Origin of the sequence: Streptococcus sp. FDAARGOS_522 (assembly GCF_003812445.1) — a bacterium.
In the GTDB taxonomy this organism is placed as follows: Bacteria; Bacillota; Bacilli; order Lactobacillales; family Streptococcaceae; genus Streptococcus; species Streptococcus agalactiae.
This window is the reverse complement of the sequence record NZ_CP033808.1, coordinates 1,892,547-1,910,733: the sequence shown is the minus strand read 5'-3', so window position 1 is coordinate 1,910,733 and position 18,187 is coordinate 1,892,547. Positions and strand designations below refer to the sequence as shown.

Here is an 18,187-nt window from a genome sequence, read left to right as displayed (position 1 = left end):
TATTTCCTCCATTAATCGGCTTGGTTTAATAATTTATAAACTTCTAATTCCCGTGTTTCACTTTTTAATTGTCTTAATACTTCTTCATTACTTATTGTTTTATTAATTTTCAAAATAATGTCTTTTACGTTTTTAATATCATCTCTTGACAGCGCAATGAGAAATACTGTATCGACCAATGACTCTTTCCATTTAATTTTATGAGTATTTTGAATAAAAACAACCACTGTTTTTAAGACAAATTCTGGCCTTCCATGCGGTAAAGCGACTCCCAATGGAAACTCTGTACTTCCCATTTTTTCCCTATCAAGTAAACTAGCAACAAATTCTTTTTGGACATATCCCATTTCTACTAGATTTTGTCCCACAGAATTTAATAATTCTTCTTTCGTTTTGAAATCTTGATTAAGCATCGGAATGTAATAGTTAGCTTCAATTTGATCTTTTTTCCCAATAGTCACGTTATTACTATAAGGGTTTCCTGTTAATAATTGGGTAATTTCTTCATTTTTGATAAATGGTGAGACATAGTAAAGATTAGGCAAATCTAAATTGGTTTCAATAGTTGTAAGGACAAAGTCATAACAAGTCAAATCTTTCTCATACATCTCACTTAAGGATGCAATTTCAACTTGATCTAGTGAAGGCACAACTTTTTTTATTCTATTAATTAGTAATTCAGAAGTCACAATCCCAGTTTGACATACTATTAAGATTTTTCTACTTTTCCCAATTTTTTCAATGGAAAGTTGAAAATAAATGGTTAAGTAGGCTACTTCATCTTCATTAAAAACAACATCTAACTCTTGACCTAAGTCCTGTAACACCAACCAAAGTACATTATACGTTATGGCAAACTCCAATTTTATTTTATCTGTAAATGGATTTTGTATATGCGTATGGTATTTCAATCGGTACAACATGGCTGGTATATGTTGACTAAGTTGATCAAAAAGATATTGATCTTCCAAAAAATTGATGGACATAGCCTTTGAAACATCCTCCAATAGGGCAGTGACAAATTTATCATCATTTTGCTGAACTGGTATCGGTTCAAACCTATAATTCAATAACATTTGAGAAAGGTACTCAATATCACTATTTGTATATTCAAAACCTAATCGTAAGGAAGCTTTATGTAATAATGTTACAGCTGTACTCACATAAAAGGCATGATGCTTTTTATCCAAAGGGTTTATAGTCTTTTCAAAATGATTCCCCGTAAGTAATTGACTAACAAATATGATATATATATTTAAGAGACTCTCAATATAAGTATCTAATATTGTCATCACATTTGATCTGATAAAAGTGTAAAGAACATTTTTACAAACACTAATAACTTCACTTGAGTAATATTCAGTTAATGAATCTATACGATCTTCAAAAATATCATTCCCTAAATTTGCTTTAAATGTCATAATGTATTGATTGAAATTAAACAAGACAAGTATTTTTTGGTCTAGAGGCATTTTTTCAATTTTAGTTCCACTCTTATTACTATTTAAGAAACTTAAATTATTTTGAAATAAAGTACCTTCTATAAATTTTAAATCATTTTTAATAGAGGTTTGACTAACAAAATAGTGATCAGAAAGTCCTTTTAAAGTAACAGTTGCATGATCAAAGAGGAGACTTTTCATAATCTCGATTCTCCTTGTTTCAGCAGGATCAGTTGAAATATTTAGAATTGGTCTATCATCAAACCCTCTTTGATTGACTAATTTTATTCCTTTACCTCTTTTAGAATTAATTTGATACCCTTCTTCAATTAACAACTTTATTTCTGAATAAATTGTTCTATCTGAAATACCTAATTCTTTTGCAAACTTACCGATCGGTTGATAGCTTTGCTCACTTTCTAAAATTTTTAGAAGTTTAACTTGTCTACTAGTCAGCATCTTTGGATACTCCTCTTATAAAATCAATAGCTATTTCATTTACATTTACAATTGTAAGCGCTATATATCATTTAGTAAACAACATAAAATTGCAAATAAGTTTGCAACTTTATGTTGTTTAAATTAAAATACAAAAAAATGAAAGTGTATGACACTTTCATTTCATTATAGCACAGAAAATATTTTGAAAAATTGGTCATAAAGTTACAATTAATCGATCGAAAATGTCAACTTAGAATCTGCAATTGTTTTAATAAATCCTAATGTTGATGAACTTGGATTATTACTATAAATCAAATCATAAGGTAAGGAGAATTCACTCTCCAAGGGAATAGTTATCAAGTTTGGGTGTACATCAATAATTTTTGCCTGGGAAAATTCACTTAACAATGCATTTCTAAACTGATCCATTCCCGTTAAGGCATTTTTTTGAGGCATTAATATACTAAATTCTACAATATCAGAAAGTGTTACCTTTTTTTGAGAGCTAATGGATGATTACTATTAACCGCAACTGCTAAAGGAGTTTGAAAGAGTTCGTAGAATTGGCAATGTCCCTTCCAAGCAATATCACAATATATCGCTTCAACTACATCACACTCAGCTTCCGAAGTGTGCGGAAAGGCAAAGTCATAGGGAAAAATGTGCTCTTTAAAATAATTGACAAATTTCATTAACAAACGAGGTTTAAAAATATCTGCTGTTCCAATTTTAATAATTTCTTTTTGACTAGCAATAGATCGACCTTTCTCAATCGCTAGTTTAGACATCTTGATAATATTAAGACCATCCGTGTATAAAGACTGACCTGCAGGTGTTAAACTGATACCGGTTTTCCAATAAATTGATTTGCTGTGCAACAGCAGAAGTTGAAATATAAAGCTTTTTTGCAGCCTTGCTAAATGAACCTTCTTCTGCAACTTTTACAAACGTTTCTAATTGTTGAATATACATGTCATAGTCTCCTAGATATCATCAAATATAAAGTTTTGACTTAACGCTATCATAACATTTTACAAATTCCCAAGCAAGAGAGCACTTGTTAAAATGACAATAAGATAAGGAGAAATATTATGACAAAAACAATTGTAATTACAGAAGCTTCTTCTGGCATTGGAGAAGCAACAGCCAAATTTTTTGCAAAAAAAGGATGGCAAGTAGCCGCAACAATGTGAAGACCCGAAAAGGAAACAGATCTATCTCAATTAGCAAATATCAAAGTTTTTAAGTTAGATGTAACTGACTCTTTTTCAATTCAAAAAGCATTTTTAGAAATCAAAGAAGAATACAAAACTATTGATTGTTTACTAAATAACGCTGGTTATGCACTCTTTGGCCCTTTAGAATTATCATCTGAAGAACAAATACGTCGGGCATACGATACTTTATCGTTAGGTGTAACTTTTGTTACAAAACAATTTATTCCACTTTTACGCGAAAATGGAGGCGGTAGTATTATTACAATTTCTTCGGTAGGAGGTGTCCTCACACTACCATTAACAGCAACCTACCACGCAGCAAAATAGGCAGTGGAAGGATTAATGGAGGGCCTCAGCTATGAACTTTATCCCTTTAATATTTATTGTAAGTTGATTGAACCTGGCGGGATACAAACAGATTTTTGGAACCGTTCTTTAGAAATAACAGATGGTGTAAAAGAAAGCCCATATTCAACATATGCAGAAAAATACCTGGAGGATATGACTGAACCAGTCTCTTCTAATCGTTCAAGTCCTGATTTGGTAGCAGAAACTATTTACATCGCTGCTACTGATAACATTAAACAATGGCGTTATCTTGTTGCGTCAGAAGAATTTATCAACTACCGTAAGTCTATGACTGATCAAGAATGGATAGCATCAATGATGAAAAATTATTTAGGAAAGGATTAACCATAATGCCATTAAATCAATTTTTTATATTAAATAATGGAGTAAAAATACCAAGTCTTGGCTTTGGCGTTTTCCAAATAGATGACCCTCTAGAGTGCGAACAATCCGTCTTAGATGCACTTCAAGTTGGTTATCGCCTCATTGACACAGCTTCTGGATACCTTAATGAGGAGGCAGTTGGTCGTGCTATTAAGAAATCAGGAATCCCCAGAAAAGAAATTTTTGTCGTGACTAAACTTTGGATCCAAGATGCATCTGAGGAAAAGGCTGGACCTGCTATTGATAGAGCATTAAAAAGGTTACAACTAGACTATATTAACCTTTATTTAATCCATCAACCAATGGGGGATTATTATGGGGCATGTCGTGCATTAGAAAAAGCCTACGAGGAGAGAAAAGCTCTAGCAATTGGTGTTTCTAATTTTTCAAATGGACGAGTTCAAGATTTAATCTTACATAACAAGATTATCCCTGCGGTCAATCAGATACAAATGAACCCTTTTCATCCTGCAAAAGATCAAGTAGAGTGGTTAAGCAAAAAGGGCATCCATACTATGGCTTGGGGACCATTTGCAGAAGCGAAATACGGAATCTTTCAGCATCCTACTTTGGTAGAGATTGCGGAACGCTATAATAAAAACTGTGTCTCAAATAATCCTAGCTTGGGAAGTGAAAAACAAAGTAACAGTCATTTCAAAAACTGTGCACAAAGCTCGTATTATGGGAAATATGGACTTTTTTGACATATTATTAACCGATGATGATATGACTAAAATAGCAAGCCTTGAAAAATCAGAATATCTATTTGGTGATGTAGAATCACTGGAGCTAATTGAATACTTATCAAATAATGTTTTTGATATATAGAAATTCTTCTTCATCGCTAAAATAAGAATTATCTTGTACATTTGTAGAATATAAACATTGAATAACACTATCTGAATCTCTTTTTAGCCTTGCCCCCTCCTTGCTCTAATCTATTAGAGCAAATTATTTTAATTGCTTTTAATAAGGAGAATGAGATCTTATGATGACTATGCAAGGCTCGTTCTACGTTTCTTTATGCTATGTAATAGTCAGAGATATTTATTTAAGGCCTTACATAATTTTATAAATTAATGTAAAATCATTTAAACCTACATCAATATGATGTAATTAGTCAATGACAGTATCTTCTACACAATAAAAATCGGTTTACAGAAAAATGTAAAACGATTTTTTATTACCTATAAATTTTCTCTTAAGTCGAACAGTTAATTAATTTACTATCAAAATTTATTTAGAGACTTTTGTCTTTACTATCTCTTTATTAATGGCATCAATAACCGTAGACTTATGATTTTGATAGGCTTCTGGCATATCTTTATATTTCTTACTCGCTTCGACTTTTACAGCCAAATAACGATCAAAAGCAGTCTTATTTTCTATTAAGTAATCTCTAAATTGTAACTCTTGTAAACCTTTCGGATCTTCCTTTTCATAAAAATGTAGGTGTACTAAGTGATTTATTTTGTCTTTTGCATATTTAACAAAATATCTTCTTCCTAGAATTCCATTTTCACCTTTAGCAACATATCCAGAATTCAACATGGAATTATTATACGTATCTACCATATTAATATTGTTAACGAATATGAGTACATCAATTATCGGTTTAGAGGCCATACCTTTGATTGAAGTTGACCCAAAATGATGGCATTCAATTTCTAGTCCACTTAATAGTTTAGTAAGTTCTTCTTTAATTTCTTGATACTTCTCTGGCCATTTATTATTATATAGTTCGAGTTTCATTTCTCGTTTTCTCATTAATATACTCCTACTTCACTAAAATTGTTAACTTTCAAGTACTAAATATCAATATTGCCTTTAAGATATAAATTAGCTTGTCCTGATATTTTAACAAGATTCTCTTCCAACTCAATCATCATCAACCCTTGTCTTTCAGATAATTGCTTGGATACTAATTGTTCCTTTCCAAGCTTTTTCGTCCAAATTGGTGCTAAACGTGTCTGTGCTGAGCCAGTGACAGGATCTTCATTGATACCATAATTTGGTGCAAAGTAACGAAGAACATAATCAATATTTTTTTCTGAACTTTGGGCTGTAAGTGTCACTCCATGTGGTGCTAATTGACTAATTTTCTCTAAATCAATTTTGAAATTCTCTATAGATTCTTGATTTTCCAGATATAAAACAAGATGCTCTTCATCTGCTGTTCGATAAGCTTCCAGGATAGTAGGTTCAATCGATTCTCTCATCATCGCTGTTATTGGAACTTGCTTAACGTCAACCATTGTAAAAAATAAGGTTATATCTTCACCACTAATAGTTACTTCTAGAAGTCCTGACTTTGAAGAGAAAGTGATATGACTTAAATCATCTTCAAGATAACGTGAAATAACATAGGTACTTGCTAGAGTCGCATGCCCACATAAATCCACTTCTTTTTCTGGTGTGAACCATCTAATCTTATATAGATCTTTTCCTTTTAAAATAAATGCAGTCTCAGATAGTTTATTTTCTTTAGCTATTTTCTGCATTAAATCCTCTTTAATCGGTTCATTTAAAACCACAACCCCCGCAGGGTTGCCACTAAACGCCTTATTGGTAAAAGCATTCACAACATAATAAGGTAACATATCACATTCCTATCTTTTCAAGTAAAACATAAAATGAGGAAACCTATCATTCTTCAAAAATCTTTTTTTAATAGTAAATCCTGATTTTATGGCAATATTCATTGACTGTAAATTAATATCTCGACTTATGATAATGAGTTCCTCAAGGTTTAACTCTTCGAAAGCATAATCTCGTACTGCCCTAGCAACTTCTGTCGCAATTCCTTTATTCCAATGCTCTTTTTTAAGATGGTAACCTATTTCAGGGTAATTTTCTCCTTCAACAGTTTGCATTGTAATGCCACATTCACCTACGACCTCTGAAGTTTCTTTATGAATGATTTTCCACAGACCAAATCCATCAGACCTGTAAGAATTCATATTCCAATCTAACCAGTACTGACAATCTTGATCAGTAAAACTCTTATCATAAGCCCACATCACTTCTTCATCTTGCAAAATGACTTTAACTCAGATAAATCTCCGCTATCCCATTCTAATAAAATAAATCGACTAGTTTCTAAAATTATATTCTTCATAATTCATCCTTATAGATTAAATATTACAAATTTCTTTACATTCTCAATTATTATCCAAACTAACTACAGCCGTAAACTAGCTGTTTAAAAATATTTTAATTATATTATATAATTTTTATCTCAAATAACTACTAAAAAAGCGTCATTGTGAGACTTTTAAGTCGGAATTAATATAAATTATAACAGCACAAAGTGCAAAATATCTTTTCTAAACAGAAAAATCAATAAATCTAAAAAATAACTAGCAAATAAAAGCTGTCTGATTAGTTATTATCTCATGATATTTCTGGTCATTTTAATATCCCAATACTAACTAAAAAAGGAATGAAAAATACCTAGACACTTAAATGCGGTTGAAAAACTTAATGCATCAATAACATTACCCATTAATGGTAAAATAAAAGCCAAAAGAAGTAATCCTCAAAAACTAAATAATTCACTTGCTCCTAGATGAGCGATGTTACTTTTTAGGAGTGTTTAAACATATATTTACACTTTTTTAAAATATCTAGTTAAGAGTCATATCTGACTAAACAATTACTGAACCTTCATCTTTCCATCATTTGAACAGTTAAACTATTCAAATCTCCTTCTATATAAAAAATCTTGTAAATATTTTTTTATCGTTAATTATCTTATTATAGAATAATTAATTTTTGAAACAATTAAGAATCTTACTACAATCTTGGAAACATTCTTTCTCTTGGTAATTTAGCCAAATGAACTAGTATAGACCTTCAAAAATCCAATATTATCTAATCCCTATGACACACCCCCTTTCCTATGCTATAATGTTACAGTAATCACTTTTACTAAGGAGAATAAAATCTTATGATGAATATGCAAAATATGATGCGTCAAGCACAAAAGCTTCAAAAACAAATGGAACAAAAGCAAGCTGATTTAGCAGCTAGCCAGTTTACTGGAAAATCTGCTCAAGAGCTCGTTACTGTGACATTTACAGGCGATAAAAAGCTAATTTCAATTGATTACAAAGAAACTGTGGTAGACCCTGAAGATATTGAAACACTACAAGACATGACAACTCAAGCTATCAATGACGCTTTAAGCCAAGTTGACGATGCTACAAAAAAAATTATGGGAGCATTTGCGGGGAAAATGCCATTCTAAAAAATAAATCACATTTACTGAATCACCTGTAAATGTGATTTTTATTTCAAACTTCTTTCATTTTTTCACGAAAACAAGTTTTATTTCCAAAAAAATATTTGCAAAAAACCAGCAGAGAGGTATAATAACATTGAAAATATTAGAGAGAAGGTGACTAACCATGGTTATGGATAGTCTGATCATAAAACAGTTGATTAAGAGTACATTTGATATACCCTTACAAGTCACTTATCCAAATGGGAATATTGAAACTTATAATGGTAACAATCCCCACGTCAAACTTAAACTAAACAAAAATTTCTCCGTCTCGGAGCTATCAAAAGACCCTTCTATAGTATTGGGTGAAGCCGTTATGGATGGAGACATTGAAATTGATGGTTCTATACAAGAATTAATTTTATCAGCTTACCGCTGTGGAGACAGCTTTCTACGTAATAGTAAATTTAGCAAATTGATTCCTAAACAATTTCATGATAAAAAACACAGTAAATCCGACATTCAAAAGCATTATGACATCGGAAATGATTTCTATAAACTTTGGCTTGATGATACCATGACTTATTCATGCGCCTATTTTAAACATGAAAATGACAGTCTAGAGCAAGCTCAACTAAACAAAGTACACCATATTCTTAATAAATTAAATGCTCATCCGGGAGGGAAATTACTAGATATCGGTTGTGGCTGGGGGACACTTATCATTACTGCTGCTAAAGAATATGGCTTAAATGCGACAGGTATCACCTTAAGTGAAGAGCAGGCTTCCTTCATTACTAAGCGTATCAAGGAAGAAGGATTGGAAAATAAAGTAACAGTCCTCATTAAAGATTATCGTGACATTCATGAAACATACGATTATATCACTAGTGTTGGTATGTTTGAACATGTAGGAAAAGAAAATTTATCTCAATACTTCCAAACTATTTCTAAAAGACTCAACATTAATGGTCTAGCTCTTATTCATGGTATTACTGGACAAGTGGGTGGTAATCATGGTAGTGGAACTAATTCTTGGATTAATAAGTATATCTTCCCAGGAGGATATATCCCTCGTTTAACTGAAAATTTAAATCATATAGCTAGTGCTGGACTTCAAATTGCTGACTTAGAACCGCTTCGTCGTCACTATCAAAAGACTCTCGAATTATGGACAAAAAATTTCCATAATGCCCTTCCTGAAGTTCAGAAAACTCATGATAAGCGTTTTATCAATATGTGGGACCTCTATCTTCAATCTTGTGCGGCCTCTTTTGAATCTGGCAATATTGATATTTTTCAATACTTGCTTTCAAAAGGTGTTTCAAAAGACACTATGCCTATGACACGCGATTATATGTATTCTGCTAATTGATATAGTTAATATTATAGTATTCCAACTTATTCTAAATAAAAAGAACTCTCTTGAATTCAAGGGAGTTCTTTAACGTTCTTCTCTGGCTAACTCTATACAATGTGACTTTTGGTGACAATGTGGACAGAATACTTTTCGCGTCTTAGGGGTATGTTTCGCTAGATTAAATGCTTGATATGTCGGTGTAAAGGTTTGATGACAATTTGGACAAAGATAAACAACCTGTTGTTTAAAATACCAAACCATACCATTCATAGCTATTAAGAATACTGTTACTGCTATCCACATAAGCCATCTTTGATTTAGAGAAACTGCTGCCATTATTAACGTAATATAGACCATAATAATCATAATGACTTGTAGCACTATGCTTTTTTGTAGTTTACCCCATTTTCTTTTGTTTTCTTCCATAAGCACAATGTCAGAAAGATAGCCTAATGTTTTACTGTCTTGTTTTTCTACGGTTTTTAGTAGGTTGACAGCTTTGTCAAGTTTGTCTTTTTTACTATCAATAGATAGCCTTAATTCTCTTATCTGCACTTGTAAAAAAAGCTCTAAAATCTGACTAGCATTGTCTTCAGTAAATAGATTTTTGATATTATCAATTGAAAAATCTAAATCTCGTAAATAAATAATTTGTCTAAGCTTTTCTAAATCAGCAATACTATAAACCCTCCTACCTCCTTCAGATAGTTCTGATGGGGATAAAATTCCTCTTTTGTCATAGTACTGAACAGTACGAACAGTAACTCCTGCTTCTTTAGCTAAGTCACCAGTGGAATATTTTTCTGACATGTTTCACACCTCCTTTAATATAGTAAACACTTCTTTATCAGAAACACCTTTACTATATCAAATGACCTAAGGTAATAAGCAAGTAATAACGCTAAGTATTTTTAACTTTAAATAAAACTACAACAATTAATCAAACAAATTTCCTAAAGTCGCAAATGGGCTATCAACTGCTACCTCTTTTTGCTGTTTTAAATAGATTTTATTTTCATCCAAGTCCAGAAATTTTTCATAAACACGCGCAGTCATGCGGGCATCCTCTAAGCTATTATGTGCCTTACCCTTTATTCCTAAAAAGTCAGCAACAGTAGTCAATTTAAGGTTGACAATACCATTTAAATCTGTACTACGTCTCACAAAAGCTTCATCATATAAGTCCACCTGATATTGACTAGTTAGATCCAAACCATTTTCAACTAAAAGAGGTAAATCCGATTTATGCCCATTATAACCAATCAGCGGTGTGTCTCCAACAAAACTCTGAAAGTCTGTCAAAACTGTCTCAATTTTAGGAGCCCCTATAATATCTCTAGCTGTAATACCTGTTAAACCATTAATAAAGCTTTGTAATGGAACTTTTGTGTGAACATAAGTATCAAATAAAGCAATCTCTTGATGATTAGAATATTTAACGGACGACACTTGAATAATATGGCTATGCTCACCAACCGTGTTAAACTCTAAACCAAAAGCTATATATTCTTGTAATTGTTTCATTATTTCTCCTAAAAAGCGCAAGGAAACTCCTTACGCTTTTATTCTATTTTTTATTGAAGAAACGTCCAAAGAAACTTTTTTTAACAGCTTCTAATTCTTGAATTTTTTCTTCTTTGGCTTCTTGAATCTCTTCAACCTCTGCTTTAGCTTCATTTAACTCAAGTTGCAGACGTTGCGTATCTTCCATAGCAGTTAAAGTCAATTGCTGTTGTTGATCTAATTGCTTATCTTTCTCTGCTATTTGAATATCTTTTACATGTAACTGCTCGTCTTTTGAAGCAATCTGAATATCTTTTGCTTTTAACTGTTCATATAAACGTGTGATTTCAGTATTCTTCTCATCAACGAGAATTTCTAAAAGTTCTCGTCTTGATGCTTCTTCATCAATTGGTTCCTCTTCCAAAATAGTTTTTTTATAGATTTCTTCCAATTTAATCAAGCCATCACGATTAACAACTGTAACGCCTTTACTATTCTTTTCCACACATTCTTCAGGGAGTGTTTTAACTCTGTTATTCATCGCTTGACGACTAACCCCTAAAATTTCAGCTAATTCACTAACCGTCTTTTCAACTGTCATAACTTCCTCTTTTGTACTGATTTTCTTATAAAAGAATATCACAATCCTAATCTAGTGTCAATTTACTGTCAACTTAAAGTGTCAAACAAGACATTTTGACGTCTATTTCTCTATTTATATGCTAGAATAAGATTATGAAGCATTATGACACAATAATTATAGGTGGTGGACCTGCTGGAATGATGGCAGCTATTTCCTCAAATTTTTACGGCAACAAAACACTTCTTATTGAGAAAAATAAACGTTTAGGCAAAAAACTAGCTGGAACAGGTGGTGGCCGCTGTAATGTTACCAATAATGGAAACCTTGATGAGCTCTTAGCTGGTATACCTGGAAATGGCCGTTTCCTATATAGCGTCTTCTCACAATTTGATAACCATGATATTATTAACTTCTTTCAAGACAACGGCGTCACACTTAAAGAAGAAGATCATGGGCGTATGTTCCCTACTACTGATAAATCTCGTACTATCATTAACGCCCTTGAAAATAAAATAAAAGAACTTGGTGGTCAAATTATGACTGACACAGAAGTTGTCTCTGTCAAAAAGATAGGAGATTCATTCTATATCAAAACTAAAGATACACAGTTCGCATCCGATAAACTTGTCGTAACAACTGGTGGTAAATCCTATCCGTCTACAGGTTCTACTGGTTTCGGTCATGACATTGCTCGTCACTTTAAATTAGAAGTCACAGATATGGAAGCCGCCGAAAGCCCTCTTTTAACTGATTTTCCCCATAAAAAACTACAAGGTATCTCCTTAGATGATGTCACTTTGTCATTTGAAAAGCATATTATTACACACGATCTTCTCTTTACTCATTTTGGATTATCAGGACCAGCAGCCTTGCGAATTTCCAGCTTTGTCAAAGGCGGAGAAACTATATACCTAGATGTTTTGCCCAATATCTCTGTTAAAGAATTGGAAACACACTTCCAAAATGAAAGAGAAAAATCTTTGAAAAACGCTCTTAAAATACTTCTTCCTGAGCGTTTAGCTGAATTTTACGCTGAAGACTTACCCGAAAAAGTAAAACAAGTATCTGTAAAAGACTTAGAAACGTTAATTCAAAAACTTAAAAAACTTCCTATTTTAGTAACTGGCAAGATGTCTCTAGCAAAATCCTTTGTAACAAAAGGTGGAGTTGATCTTAAAGAAATAAACCCCAAAACACTTGAAAGTAAAAAGGTAGCTGGTTTACATTTTGCTGGTGAAGTCCTAGACATCAATGCTCATACGGGAGGGTTTAACATTACTTCTGCCTTATGTACAGGCTGGGTAGCTGGTAGCTTACACTATTAATACATGAAAGCTGAACAATTCCGTCAGCTTTTTATATAGAATTTAAAGATAATATTTGGCTCTTAAGGCTTCTTTGATTTTTTCCAATTCATCTGGTAAATTTACCTGATGAATAGCATACCCAATCTGATAAGGGGATACTATAAAACGAGGAACAATTTTACAAATAAGACCCCCATCATGCTTATAGAAAAAGAGATTATAAGATTTACAGCGCCCTCCCAAGAATTCATTTAAAATATAATGACACAAAATTGGTAAACTATCTGCAATCAAAATAGCGTTTTCCAATTTGGATACTTTAATTGTGAACTCTGTGAAATCAAGCATAGGACGATTGGCAATACTAATCTCTGCTTGTTGACTCGTTTCCGAACAAACCTCGATACCATCAAACCAATCTAAGTTCAACGTTTCATAAGCATCTACGTTTTTTAAGCCAACAATTTGGCTATGAGGATGTCGTAAACTTCCGCCAGATAAGGGCCCAAAATTTCGATAAAGAACGACCGAACGGTAATGACCACTTTCTTCCATTAATTGCCATTTTGACAAAAGATAATCTAACAATTGGCGCATCTTTGACTCACTATAAACTGAAATATCCCCATTGTGATCATTTGATTCAATCACCAATGTTTGATAGGTTTCTTCTAAAGTTGGGTATTTATTTTCTACCCAGATCATATCGTCTTTCACGTCTAGGATTTTTCCTAATTGGCTTTTATCACAAAATGGACATTTGTCTTTATTACTGGGTTTTTGTTTCGCGATATTAGGGTTAAATCGGATATATCTTTCATTCATACTGTTATTGTAACACATTCATCACCATTACAATATAATACTTATCCAGTTAACATTTTCCTTGCATTCTTAGCTGAAAAGAGTATAATAGAATCATGTCTTGTTTACTGGTTAATTACCAGTTAACTAGGCACCCTGTTTTGGGATAGAAAAATCTTTTTGGGAAAGGAGAAATCATGGCTAAGAAATCAAAAATTGCTAAATTTCAAAAACAGCAAAAACTCGTAGAACAATATGCTGAACTACGTCGTGAGTTAAAAGAAAAGGGTGATTACGAAGCACTTCGTAAACTTCCTAAAGATTCTAACCCTAACCGACTTAAAAATCGTGATTTAATCGATGGCCGTCCTCACGCTTACATGCGTAAATTCGGTATGAGTCGTATTAACTTCCGTAACCTAGCTTACAAAGGCCAAATTCCTGGCATTAAAAAAGCAAGCTGGTAATTCGTGAAGACAAATAGTTACTTTTTATGACTATTCTATTGAGTGTGGACGAGTAGTTAATACATTGTAATTATTTAACCTGTTGAGTATTTACTCAGCTATTACAAACTTCTTCAAAATTTTATTATCATAGGAATGTAGGATCTCATCAATCCTTAAATGACTAATAATAAAAGATGAAAAAATTTTTCTTATCTCAAATCATAGATGCCAATTTATTTATTTCCAAAAAGCCCGGTATGCCAAGATACCGAGCTTTTTATTATTATAAATACTGATAAAATTCTTTTAGTTAATTCCCAAAAACAAGACTATTATTTGTAATAGTCACTACTGAATAATATTTCTTTTATTAAAAACTCACAAGACATTTCTTAAAGCAGTTACATCTTCGCGACTAGTTGACCAACTAGTTGCTAGACGTATTACAGTATGATGGTCATCATATTTTTCCCAAAAACTATAAGCTACATTCTTTGCTAAATCTGCTAGTTTTGTATTTTCTACAATAATAAATTGTTGATTAGTTGGTGATTTTAAATAGAATGAGTAACCTTTTTCTTCTAAAATGATTTTTAATTCCTCTGCTAAGTCGATCGCATGCTTTCCAATTTTTAAGTAAAGGTCATCCGTAAAGAAACGATCAAAAGCAAGTCCCAGCAATCTTCCCTTGGCTAATAACGCACCATGCTGCTTTACAATTGTAGTAAACTGTTTTGGACGATTTTTCTTTGTGAAAACAACTGCTTCCCCAGCAAGAGCCCCCATTTTAGTTCCGCCAATATAAAAAACATCTGATAAGGCTGCAATCGTTGGGAAATCAACATCTGTATCTTTCGCAGCCAAACCATACCCCAGACGAGCACCGTCAATAAATAAGGGGATTTGATAATGTTTACAAATCTTCGACAACTCTTCTAGTTCTGCTTTACTATAAAGTGTTCCATATTCTGTTGGATGTGATATATAAACCATTCCTGGAAAAACCATGTGTTGGTAATTACCATCAGCATAAAAAGTCTCAATATAAGTTGCAACTTCGCTTGCGAGTAATTTCCCATTATGAGAAGGTAAAGTCAATACCTTATGACCTGAAAATTCTATGGCTCCTGCTTCATGACTACTCACATGACCTGTTTCTGCAGCAATAACTCCTTCATAAGAAGCAAGCATACTACTGATAACTACTTGATTTGTTTGAGTACCACCCACTAAAAACTCAACTTCAGCTTGTGGACAGGAACAGACTTCTCGAATTTTATCTGCCGCTTGTTGACAGTAACTATCTGTCCTATATCCCGATAGACCTTGATCATTAGTTTCAATAAGGGCATTCAAAAGCTCTGGATGAGCTCCTTTATTATAATCATTTTCAAAATGTAACATTCCTTAACTCCTTTATTAGTTAAAAAAATAGCGACAATATCATTTGCTAATATTTTTGAATATTCAATCATTATAACAAATAAAAAATATCAAAACAAGCGTTTTGATATTATGAACACTATAAACTCTCAAAAGCTAAGCTAGGTTTGGCATTCAATTTTAAAGAAGCAAAATTCTCTTTTTCAAACTCTATCGCTGCTGCTAATGCAATCATTCCTGCATTATCCCCACATAATCTAAGAGGAGGAATAACCACATCAATATCAGGAGAAATATCAGTAGCCAAGCGTTCCCGAAGTCCTTGATTAGCTGCAACTCCACCAGCAACGACTAAAGTTTTCACTGGATGCTTTAACAAAGCTTTTTGAGTTTTAGCCAATAAAATATCCAAAACAGCCGCCTGAAAGGAAGCACATAAATCTTCAAGAACCAATGCTTCACCCTTTTGTTCTGCATTATGATGTAAATTGATAAATGCAGATTTTAATCCAGAAAAAGAAAATTCAAGATGATCTTCTTTGATCATCGCTCTAGGAAAATGGTAAGTATCTTGACCCTTATGAGCTAACTGATCAATCTCGCGACCTGCTGGATAAGTTAAGCCCATAACACGGCCTACTTTATCATAAGCTTCTCCAACAGCATCATCCCGAGTTTCTCCTACTATTTTGTAATCTCCCGGTTCAGAAACATATACTAATTCTGTATGTCCTCCACTGACAAGCAAAGCTAACAATGGGTATTGAAGTTCCTTAACGTCACGTGCTGCCATTAAATGACCCGCCATGTGGTTTACAGGAATTAGAGGTAGTTTATTTGCCCAAGCGAAAGCTTTTGCTGCAGCCATACCTACCAATAAGGCTCCTACTAATCCCGGACCATATGTTACAGCAACAGCATCCAAATCGCTAGCAACAATACCTGCTTCTTGAAGAGCATCCTCAAAACAGGTTGTTACTACTTCAACGTGATGACGGCTTGCCACTTCAGGAACAACACCACCAAAACGTTTGTGACTTTCAACTTGACTTGCAATAATATTAGCTAGTAATTCTTTATCATTTTTTAAAATAGCAACACTAGTTTCATCACATGAACTTTCCACTGCTAAAATATATCTATCTTTCATAATGATATTAATCCATCAATATCGTCTTTTCCATTAGTATTGAGGACTATTCATATCCTTTCTATCATCAACTATTTATCCCTTGCGCATCACTATAGCATCTTCAATTGGATCATGGTAATAATTTTTGCGCTTTCCTAAAACTACAAAACCACACCTCTCATAAAGTTTTTGTGCTACGATATTTGAATAACGAACCTCAAGAAAAACTGGCACCTCTATATCAGCGATCATTGACATTAACTGGTAAGCATAACCTTTACCTTGATAATTTTTTTTAACAGCAATATTAGTAATTTCTACTTCACCTACCAATTGTTGAAGAGCCAAAAAACCAATGACTTCACCGTCATTATAAACAAAAAAATAATCTGTTGAATCTTTTTTTAAATCTTCTGAAATCTGCGATAAACTCCACGGAGATTTGTCATAGACATCAGATAGTACGCTCCATATAGCCAGTGCTTGTTCTGATGATTCCATCTCAAACTCTCTTAATATATTCTTCTGTATTCGTTTCACAGTGGTTTCTTAACCAATTTTCCTCAGCTTCAACACGTTTTAAGTATCGTGGAACAAACGCATCTACATTAACGCTTTTCATTTTTTGTCCTTTGCGCCCAATTGCCACTGCACAAGGTAAAGTTTCTGTAATTTTAGCATGTGGTAAAACTTTCTTAATCTGGTCAACAAATGCTGCAACCTCTCCGACAAAATGAACATTGGCTTTATTCCCCACCTCTTGTAAGACTTCTTCAAGAGAAGTGTGACAGTCTGGTTTAACAGTATCTCCATTTTGATAGAAACCAACATAAACATTGTTACGTCGTGCATCTATAAGTGGTACCAATAAATCATTTTCTGAAAATCCATTTGTTAAAGCGTACAGGCTAGATACTCCAACTAAGTCAATCTTAAGCGTATAAGCTAGCATTTTTGCTGTAGCAACAGCTACACGTAAGCCCGTATAAGATCCTGGACCCTCTGCTACTACGATACGGTCCAAATCTTGAGGTTCTAAATCAATTGATTGCATTAAAAAATCAATGGCTGGCATCAAATTAATGCTATGATTCTTTTTGATATTGATAGTGACAGTCGCTAAACATTCCATATTGTTTAGTACAGCCACTGATAGTGCTTTGCTTGAAGTATCAAAGGCTAAAACTTTCATCATTTAACTTCCCTTACTTGATTCTACCTCTTATTTTATGATATAATCATGATAATTGCAACGAATCAAGGTTAATTCTATTACTCTATAAAAACTTAATAATGGTTTGTCATTGTCTCACTTAACGGCATTGACCCATTTTTTTATAGTTAGAAAAACCGAGAGATAAGAAAGGATTATTATGATTTATAAAGTTTTCTATCAAGAAACAAAAGAACGCAACCCACGTCGTGAGCAAACCAAAACACTTTACATTACTATTGATGCAGCTAATGAATTAGAAGGTCGCATTGCTGCACGTAAACTAGTTGAAGAAAATACAGCTTACAATATCGAATTCATCGAGTTACTTTCAGACAAACACCTTGAATATGAAAAAGAAACTGGTGTTTTCGAGCTCACTGAGTTCTAGAAAGG

The 18,187-nt window shown here is 33.0% G+C and carries 24 protein-coding genes; 9 read left to right on the top strand and 15 right to left on the bottom strand.

Annotated elements, in window-relative coordinates:
• Positions 1-11 precede the first annotated feature (11 nt).
• The 4 genes from EGX70_RS10015 to EGX70_RS10000 all read right to left on the bottom strand — a co-directional run bounded on the left by EGX70_RS10015 (position 12) and on the right by EGX70_RS10000 (position 2,855).
• Positions 12-1,901, bottom strand: coding sequence for a transcription antiterminator (locus tag EGX70_RS10015; RefSeq protein ID WP_000958181.1), 1,890 nt, complete (start codon positions 1,899-1,901; stop codon positions 12-14).
• Between the two features lie 210 nt (positions 1,902-2,111).
• Positions 2,112-2,339 (bottom strand): hypothetical protein, encoded by a 228-nt coding sequence (locus EGX70_RS10010; RefSeq protein ID WP_001868369.1) that lies wholly within the window; start codon positions 2,337-2,339, stop codon positions 2,112-2,114.
• 32 nt (positions 2,340-2,371) lie between these two features.
• Positions 2,372-2,671 carry a hypothetical protein gene (locus tag EGX70_RS10005; RefSeq protein WP_000039812.1) on the bottom strand — a complete coding sequence of 100 codons (300 nt, stop codon included), beginning with the start codon at positions 2,669-2,671 and terminating at the stop codon, positions 2,372-2,374.
• A gap of 10 nt (positions 2,672-2,681) precedes the next feature.
• On the bottom strand, positions 2,682-2,855 hold the full coding sequence (locus EGX70_RS10000; RefSeq protein WP_001873391.1) for a LysR family transcriptional regulator: 174 nt from the start codon (positions 2,853-2,855) through the stop codon (positions 2,682-2,684).
• A 119-nt stretch (positions 2,856-2,974) separates the two neighbouring features.
• Here EGX70_RS10000 and EGX70_RS09995 point away from each other — a divergent pair, with 119 nt between their 5' ends.
• Genes EGX70_RS09995 through EGX70_RS09980 form a run of 4 tightly spaced genes read left to right on the top strand, consistent with a single transcriptional unit; the run spans position 2,975 to position 4,536 of the window.
• Positions 2,975-3,076 (top strand): hypothetical protein, encoded by a 102-nt coding sequence (locus tag EGX70_RS09995; protein WP_001873390.1) that lies wholly within the window; start codon positions 2,975-2,977, stop codon positions 3,074-3,076.
• 39 nt (positions 3,077-3,115) lie between these two features.
• Complete coding sequence (locus tag EGX70_RS11325; protein ID WP_079254340.1) at positions 3,116-3,427, top strand: SDR family NAD(P)-dependent oxidoreductase; 312 nt, start codon at positions 3,116-3,118, stop codon at positions 3,425-3,427.
• 15 nt (positions 3,428-3,442) lie between these two features.
• Positions 3,443-3,793, top strand: a complete 351-nt coding sequence (locus EGX70_RS09985; RefSeq protein WP_000398765.1) for a hypothetical protein — start codon at positions 3,443-3,445, stop codon at positions 3,791-3,793.
• A 5-nt stretch (positions 3,794-3,798) separates the two neighbouring features.
• Positions 3,799-4,536 (top strand): aldo/keto reductase, encoded by a 738-nt coding sequence (locus tag EGX70_RS09980; protein ID WP_001868358.1) that lies wholly within the window; start codon positions 3,799-3,801, stop codon positions 4,534-4,536.
• A 532-nt stretch (positions 4,537-5,068) separates the two neighbouring features.
• Here the strand turns inward: EGX70_RS09980 and EGX70_RS09970 are convergent.
• From EGX70_RS09970 to EGX70_RS09960, 3 genes are read right to left on the bottom strand one after another with little or no spacing between them, the layout of a single operon-like run.
• Positions 5,069-5,599 carry a GrpB family protein gene (locus tag EGX70_RS09970; protein ID WP_001231482.1) on the bottom strand — a complete coding sequence of 177 codons (531 nt, stop codon included), beginning with the start codon at positions 5,597-5,599 and terminating at the stop codon, positions 5,069-5,071.
• Positions 5,600-5,640: 41 nt separating this feature from the next.
• Positions 5,641-6,432, bottom strand: coding sequence for a PhzF family phenazine biosynthesis protein (locus tag EGX70_RS09965; RefSeq protein WP_123948109.1), 792 nt, complete (start codon positions 6,430-6,432; stop codon positions 5,641-5,643).
• A 9-nt stretch (positions 6,433-6,441) separates the two neighbouring features.
• Complete coding sequence (locus tag EGX70_RS09960; RefSeq protein WP_001868374.1) at positions 6,442-6,852, bottom strand: GNAT family N-acetyltransferase; 411 nt, start codon at positions 6,850-6,852, stop codon at positions 6,442-6,444.
• A gap of 929 nt (positions 6,853-7,781) precedes the next feature.
• Here EGX70_RS09960 and EGX70_RS09955 point away from each other — a divergent pair.
• A complete protein-coding gene (locus tag EGX70_RS09955; RefSeq protein ID WP_029140717.1) occupies positions 7,782-8,081 on the top strand; it encodes a YbaB/EbfC family nucleoid-associated protein in 300 nt (99 codons plus the stop codon).
• Between the two features lie 160 nt (positions 8,082-8,241).
• Positions 8,242-9,432 carry a cyclopropane-fatty-acyl-phospholipid synthase family protein gene (locus tag EGX70_RS09950; RefSeq protein ID WP_000244914.1) on the top strand — a complete coding sequence of 397 codons (1,191 nt, stop codon included), beginning with the start codon at positions 8,242-8,244 and terminating at the stop codon, positions 9,430-9,432.
• Between the two features lie 69 nt (positions 9,433-9,501).
• Here EGX70_RS09950 and EGX70_RS09945 read toward each other — a convergent pair whose 3' ends face one another.
• The 3 genes from EGX70_RS09945 to EGX70_RS09935 all read right to left on the bottom strand — a co-directional run bounded on the left by EGX70_RS09945 (position 9,502) and on the right by EGX70_RS09935 (position 11,521).
• On the bottom strand, positions 9,502-10,227 hold the full coding sequence (locus tag EGX70_RS09945; protein ID WP_001292011.1) for a MerR family transcriptional regulator: 726 nt from the start codon (positions 10,225-10,227) through the stop codon (positions 9,502-9,504).
• Positions 10,228-10,353: 126 nt separating this feature from the next.
• A complete protein-coding gene (locus tag EGX70_RS09940) occupies positions 10,354-10,941 on the bottom strand; it encodes a 3'-5' exonuclease (protein WP_123948107.1) in 588 nt (195 codons plus the stop codon).
• Between the two features lie 43 nt (positions 10,942-10,984).
• A complete protein-coding gene (locus EGX70_RS09935; protein WP_000215421.1) occupies positions 10,985-11,521 on the bottom strand; it encodes a DUF536 domain-containing protein in 537 nt (178 codons plus the stop codon).
• 134 nt (positions 11,522-11,655) lie between these two features.
• Here EGX70_RS09935 and EGX70_RS09930 point away from each other — a divergent pair, with 134 nt between their 5' ends.
• The gene (locus EGX70_RS09930) at positions 11,656-12,828 is read left to right on the top strand and encodes an NAD(P)/FAD-dependent oxidoreductase (RefSeq protein WP_000683566.1); all 1,173 of its coding nucleotides are present in this window, start codon (positions 11,656-11,658) and stop codon (positions 12,826-12,828) included.
• 42 nt (positions 12,829-12,870) lie between these two features.
• On the opposite strand, the gene EGX70_RS09925 is transcribed toward EGX70_RS09930, so the two are convergent.
• A complete protein-coding gene (locus EGX70_RS09925) occupies positions 12,871-13,653 on the bottom strand; it encodes a DUF4931 domain-containing protein (RefSeq protein WP_000338252.1) in 783 nt (260 codons plus the stop codon).
• A 158-nt stretch (positions 13,654-13,811) separates the two neighbouring features.
• Between EGX70_RS09925 and rpsN the strand changes: the two genes are divergently transcribed.
• Positions 13,812-14,081: a 30S ribosomal protein S14 gene (gene rpsN, locus EGX70_RS09920; RefSeq protein ID WP_001085659.1), complete on the top strand. Its 270-nt coding sequence runs from the start codon at positions 13,812-13,814 to the stop codon at positions 14,079-14,081.
• 360 nt (positions 14,082-14,441) lie between these two features.
• Here the strand turns inward: rpsN and EGX70_RS09910 are convergent, their stop codons facing one another.
• The 4 genes from EGX70_RS09910 to tsaB form a co-directional block, all read right to left on the bottom strand.
• Complete coding sequence (locus EGX70_RS09910; protein WP_000902192.1) at positions 14,442-15,467, bottom strand: low specificity L-threonine aldolase; 1,026 nt, start codon at positions 15,465-15,467, stop codon at positions 14,442-14,444.
• Positions 15,468-15,585: 118 nt separating this feature from the next.
• Complete coding sequence (gene tsaD / locus EGX70_RS09905; RefSeq protein ID WP_000655088.1) at positions 15,586-16,596, bottom strand: tRNA (adenosine(37)-N6)-threonylcarbamoyltransferase complex transferase subunit TsaD; 1,011 nt, start codon at positions 16,594-16,596, stop codon at positions 15,586-15,588.
• A 75-nt stretch (positions 16,597-16,671) separates the two neighbouring features.
• The gene (gene rimI, locus EGX70_RS09900; RefSeq protein ID WP_000445943.1) at positions 16,672-17,079 is read right to left on the bottom strand and encodes a ribosomal protein S18-alanine N-acetyltransferase; all 408 of its coding nucleotides are present in this window, start codon (positions 17,077-17,079) and stop codon (positions 16,672-16,674) included.
• Between the two features lies 1 nt (position 17,080).
• Positions 17,081-17,773: a tRNA (adenosine(37)-N6)-threonylcarbamoyltransferase complex dimerization subunit type 1 TsaB gene (gene tsaB, locus EGX70_RS09895; protein ID WP_000978606.1), complete on the bottom strand. Its 693-nt coding sequence runs from the start codon at positions 17,771-17,773 to the stop codon at positions 17,081-17,083.
• A gap of 178 nt (positions 17,774-17,951) precedes the next feature.
• Between tsaB and EGX70_RS09890 the strand changes: the two genes are divergently transcribed.
• Positions 17,952-18,182, top strand: coding sequence for a DNA-dependent RNA polymerase subunit epsilon (locus tag EGX70_RS09890; protein ID WP_000639569.1), 231 nt, complete (start codon positions 17,952-17,954; stop codon positions 18,180-18,182).
• The last annotated feature ends 5 nt before the right edge of the window (positions 18,183-18,187 follow it).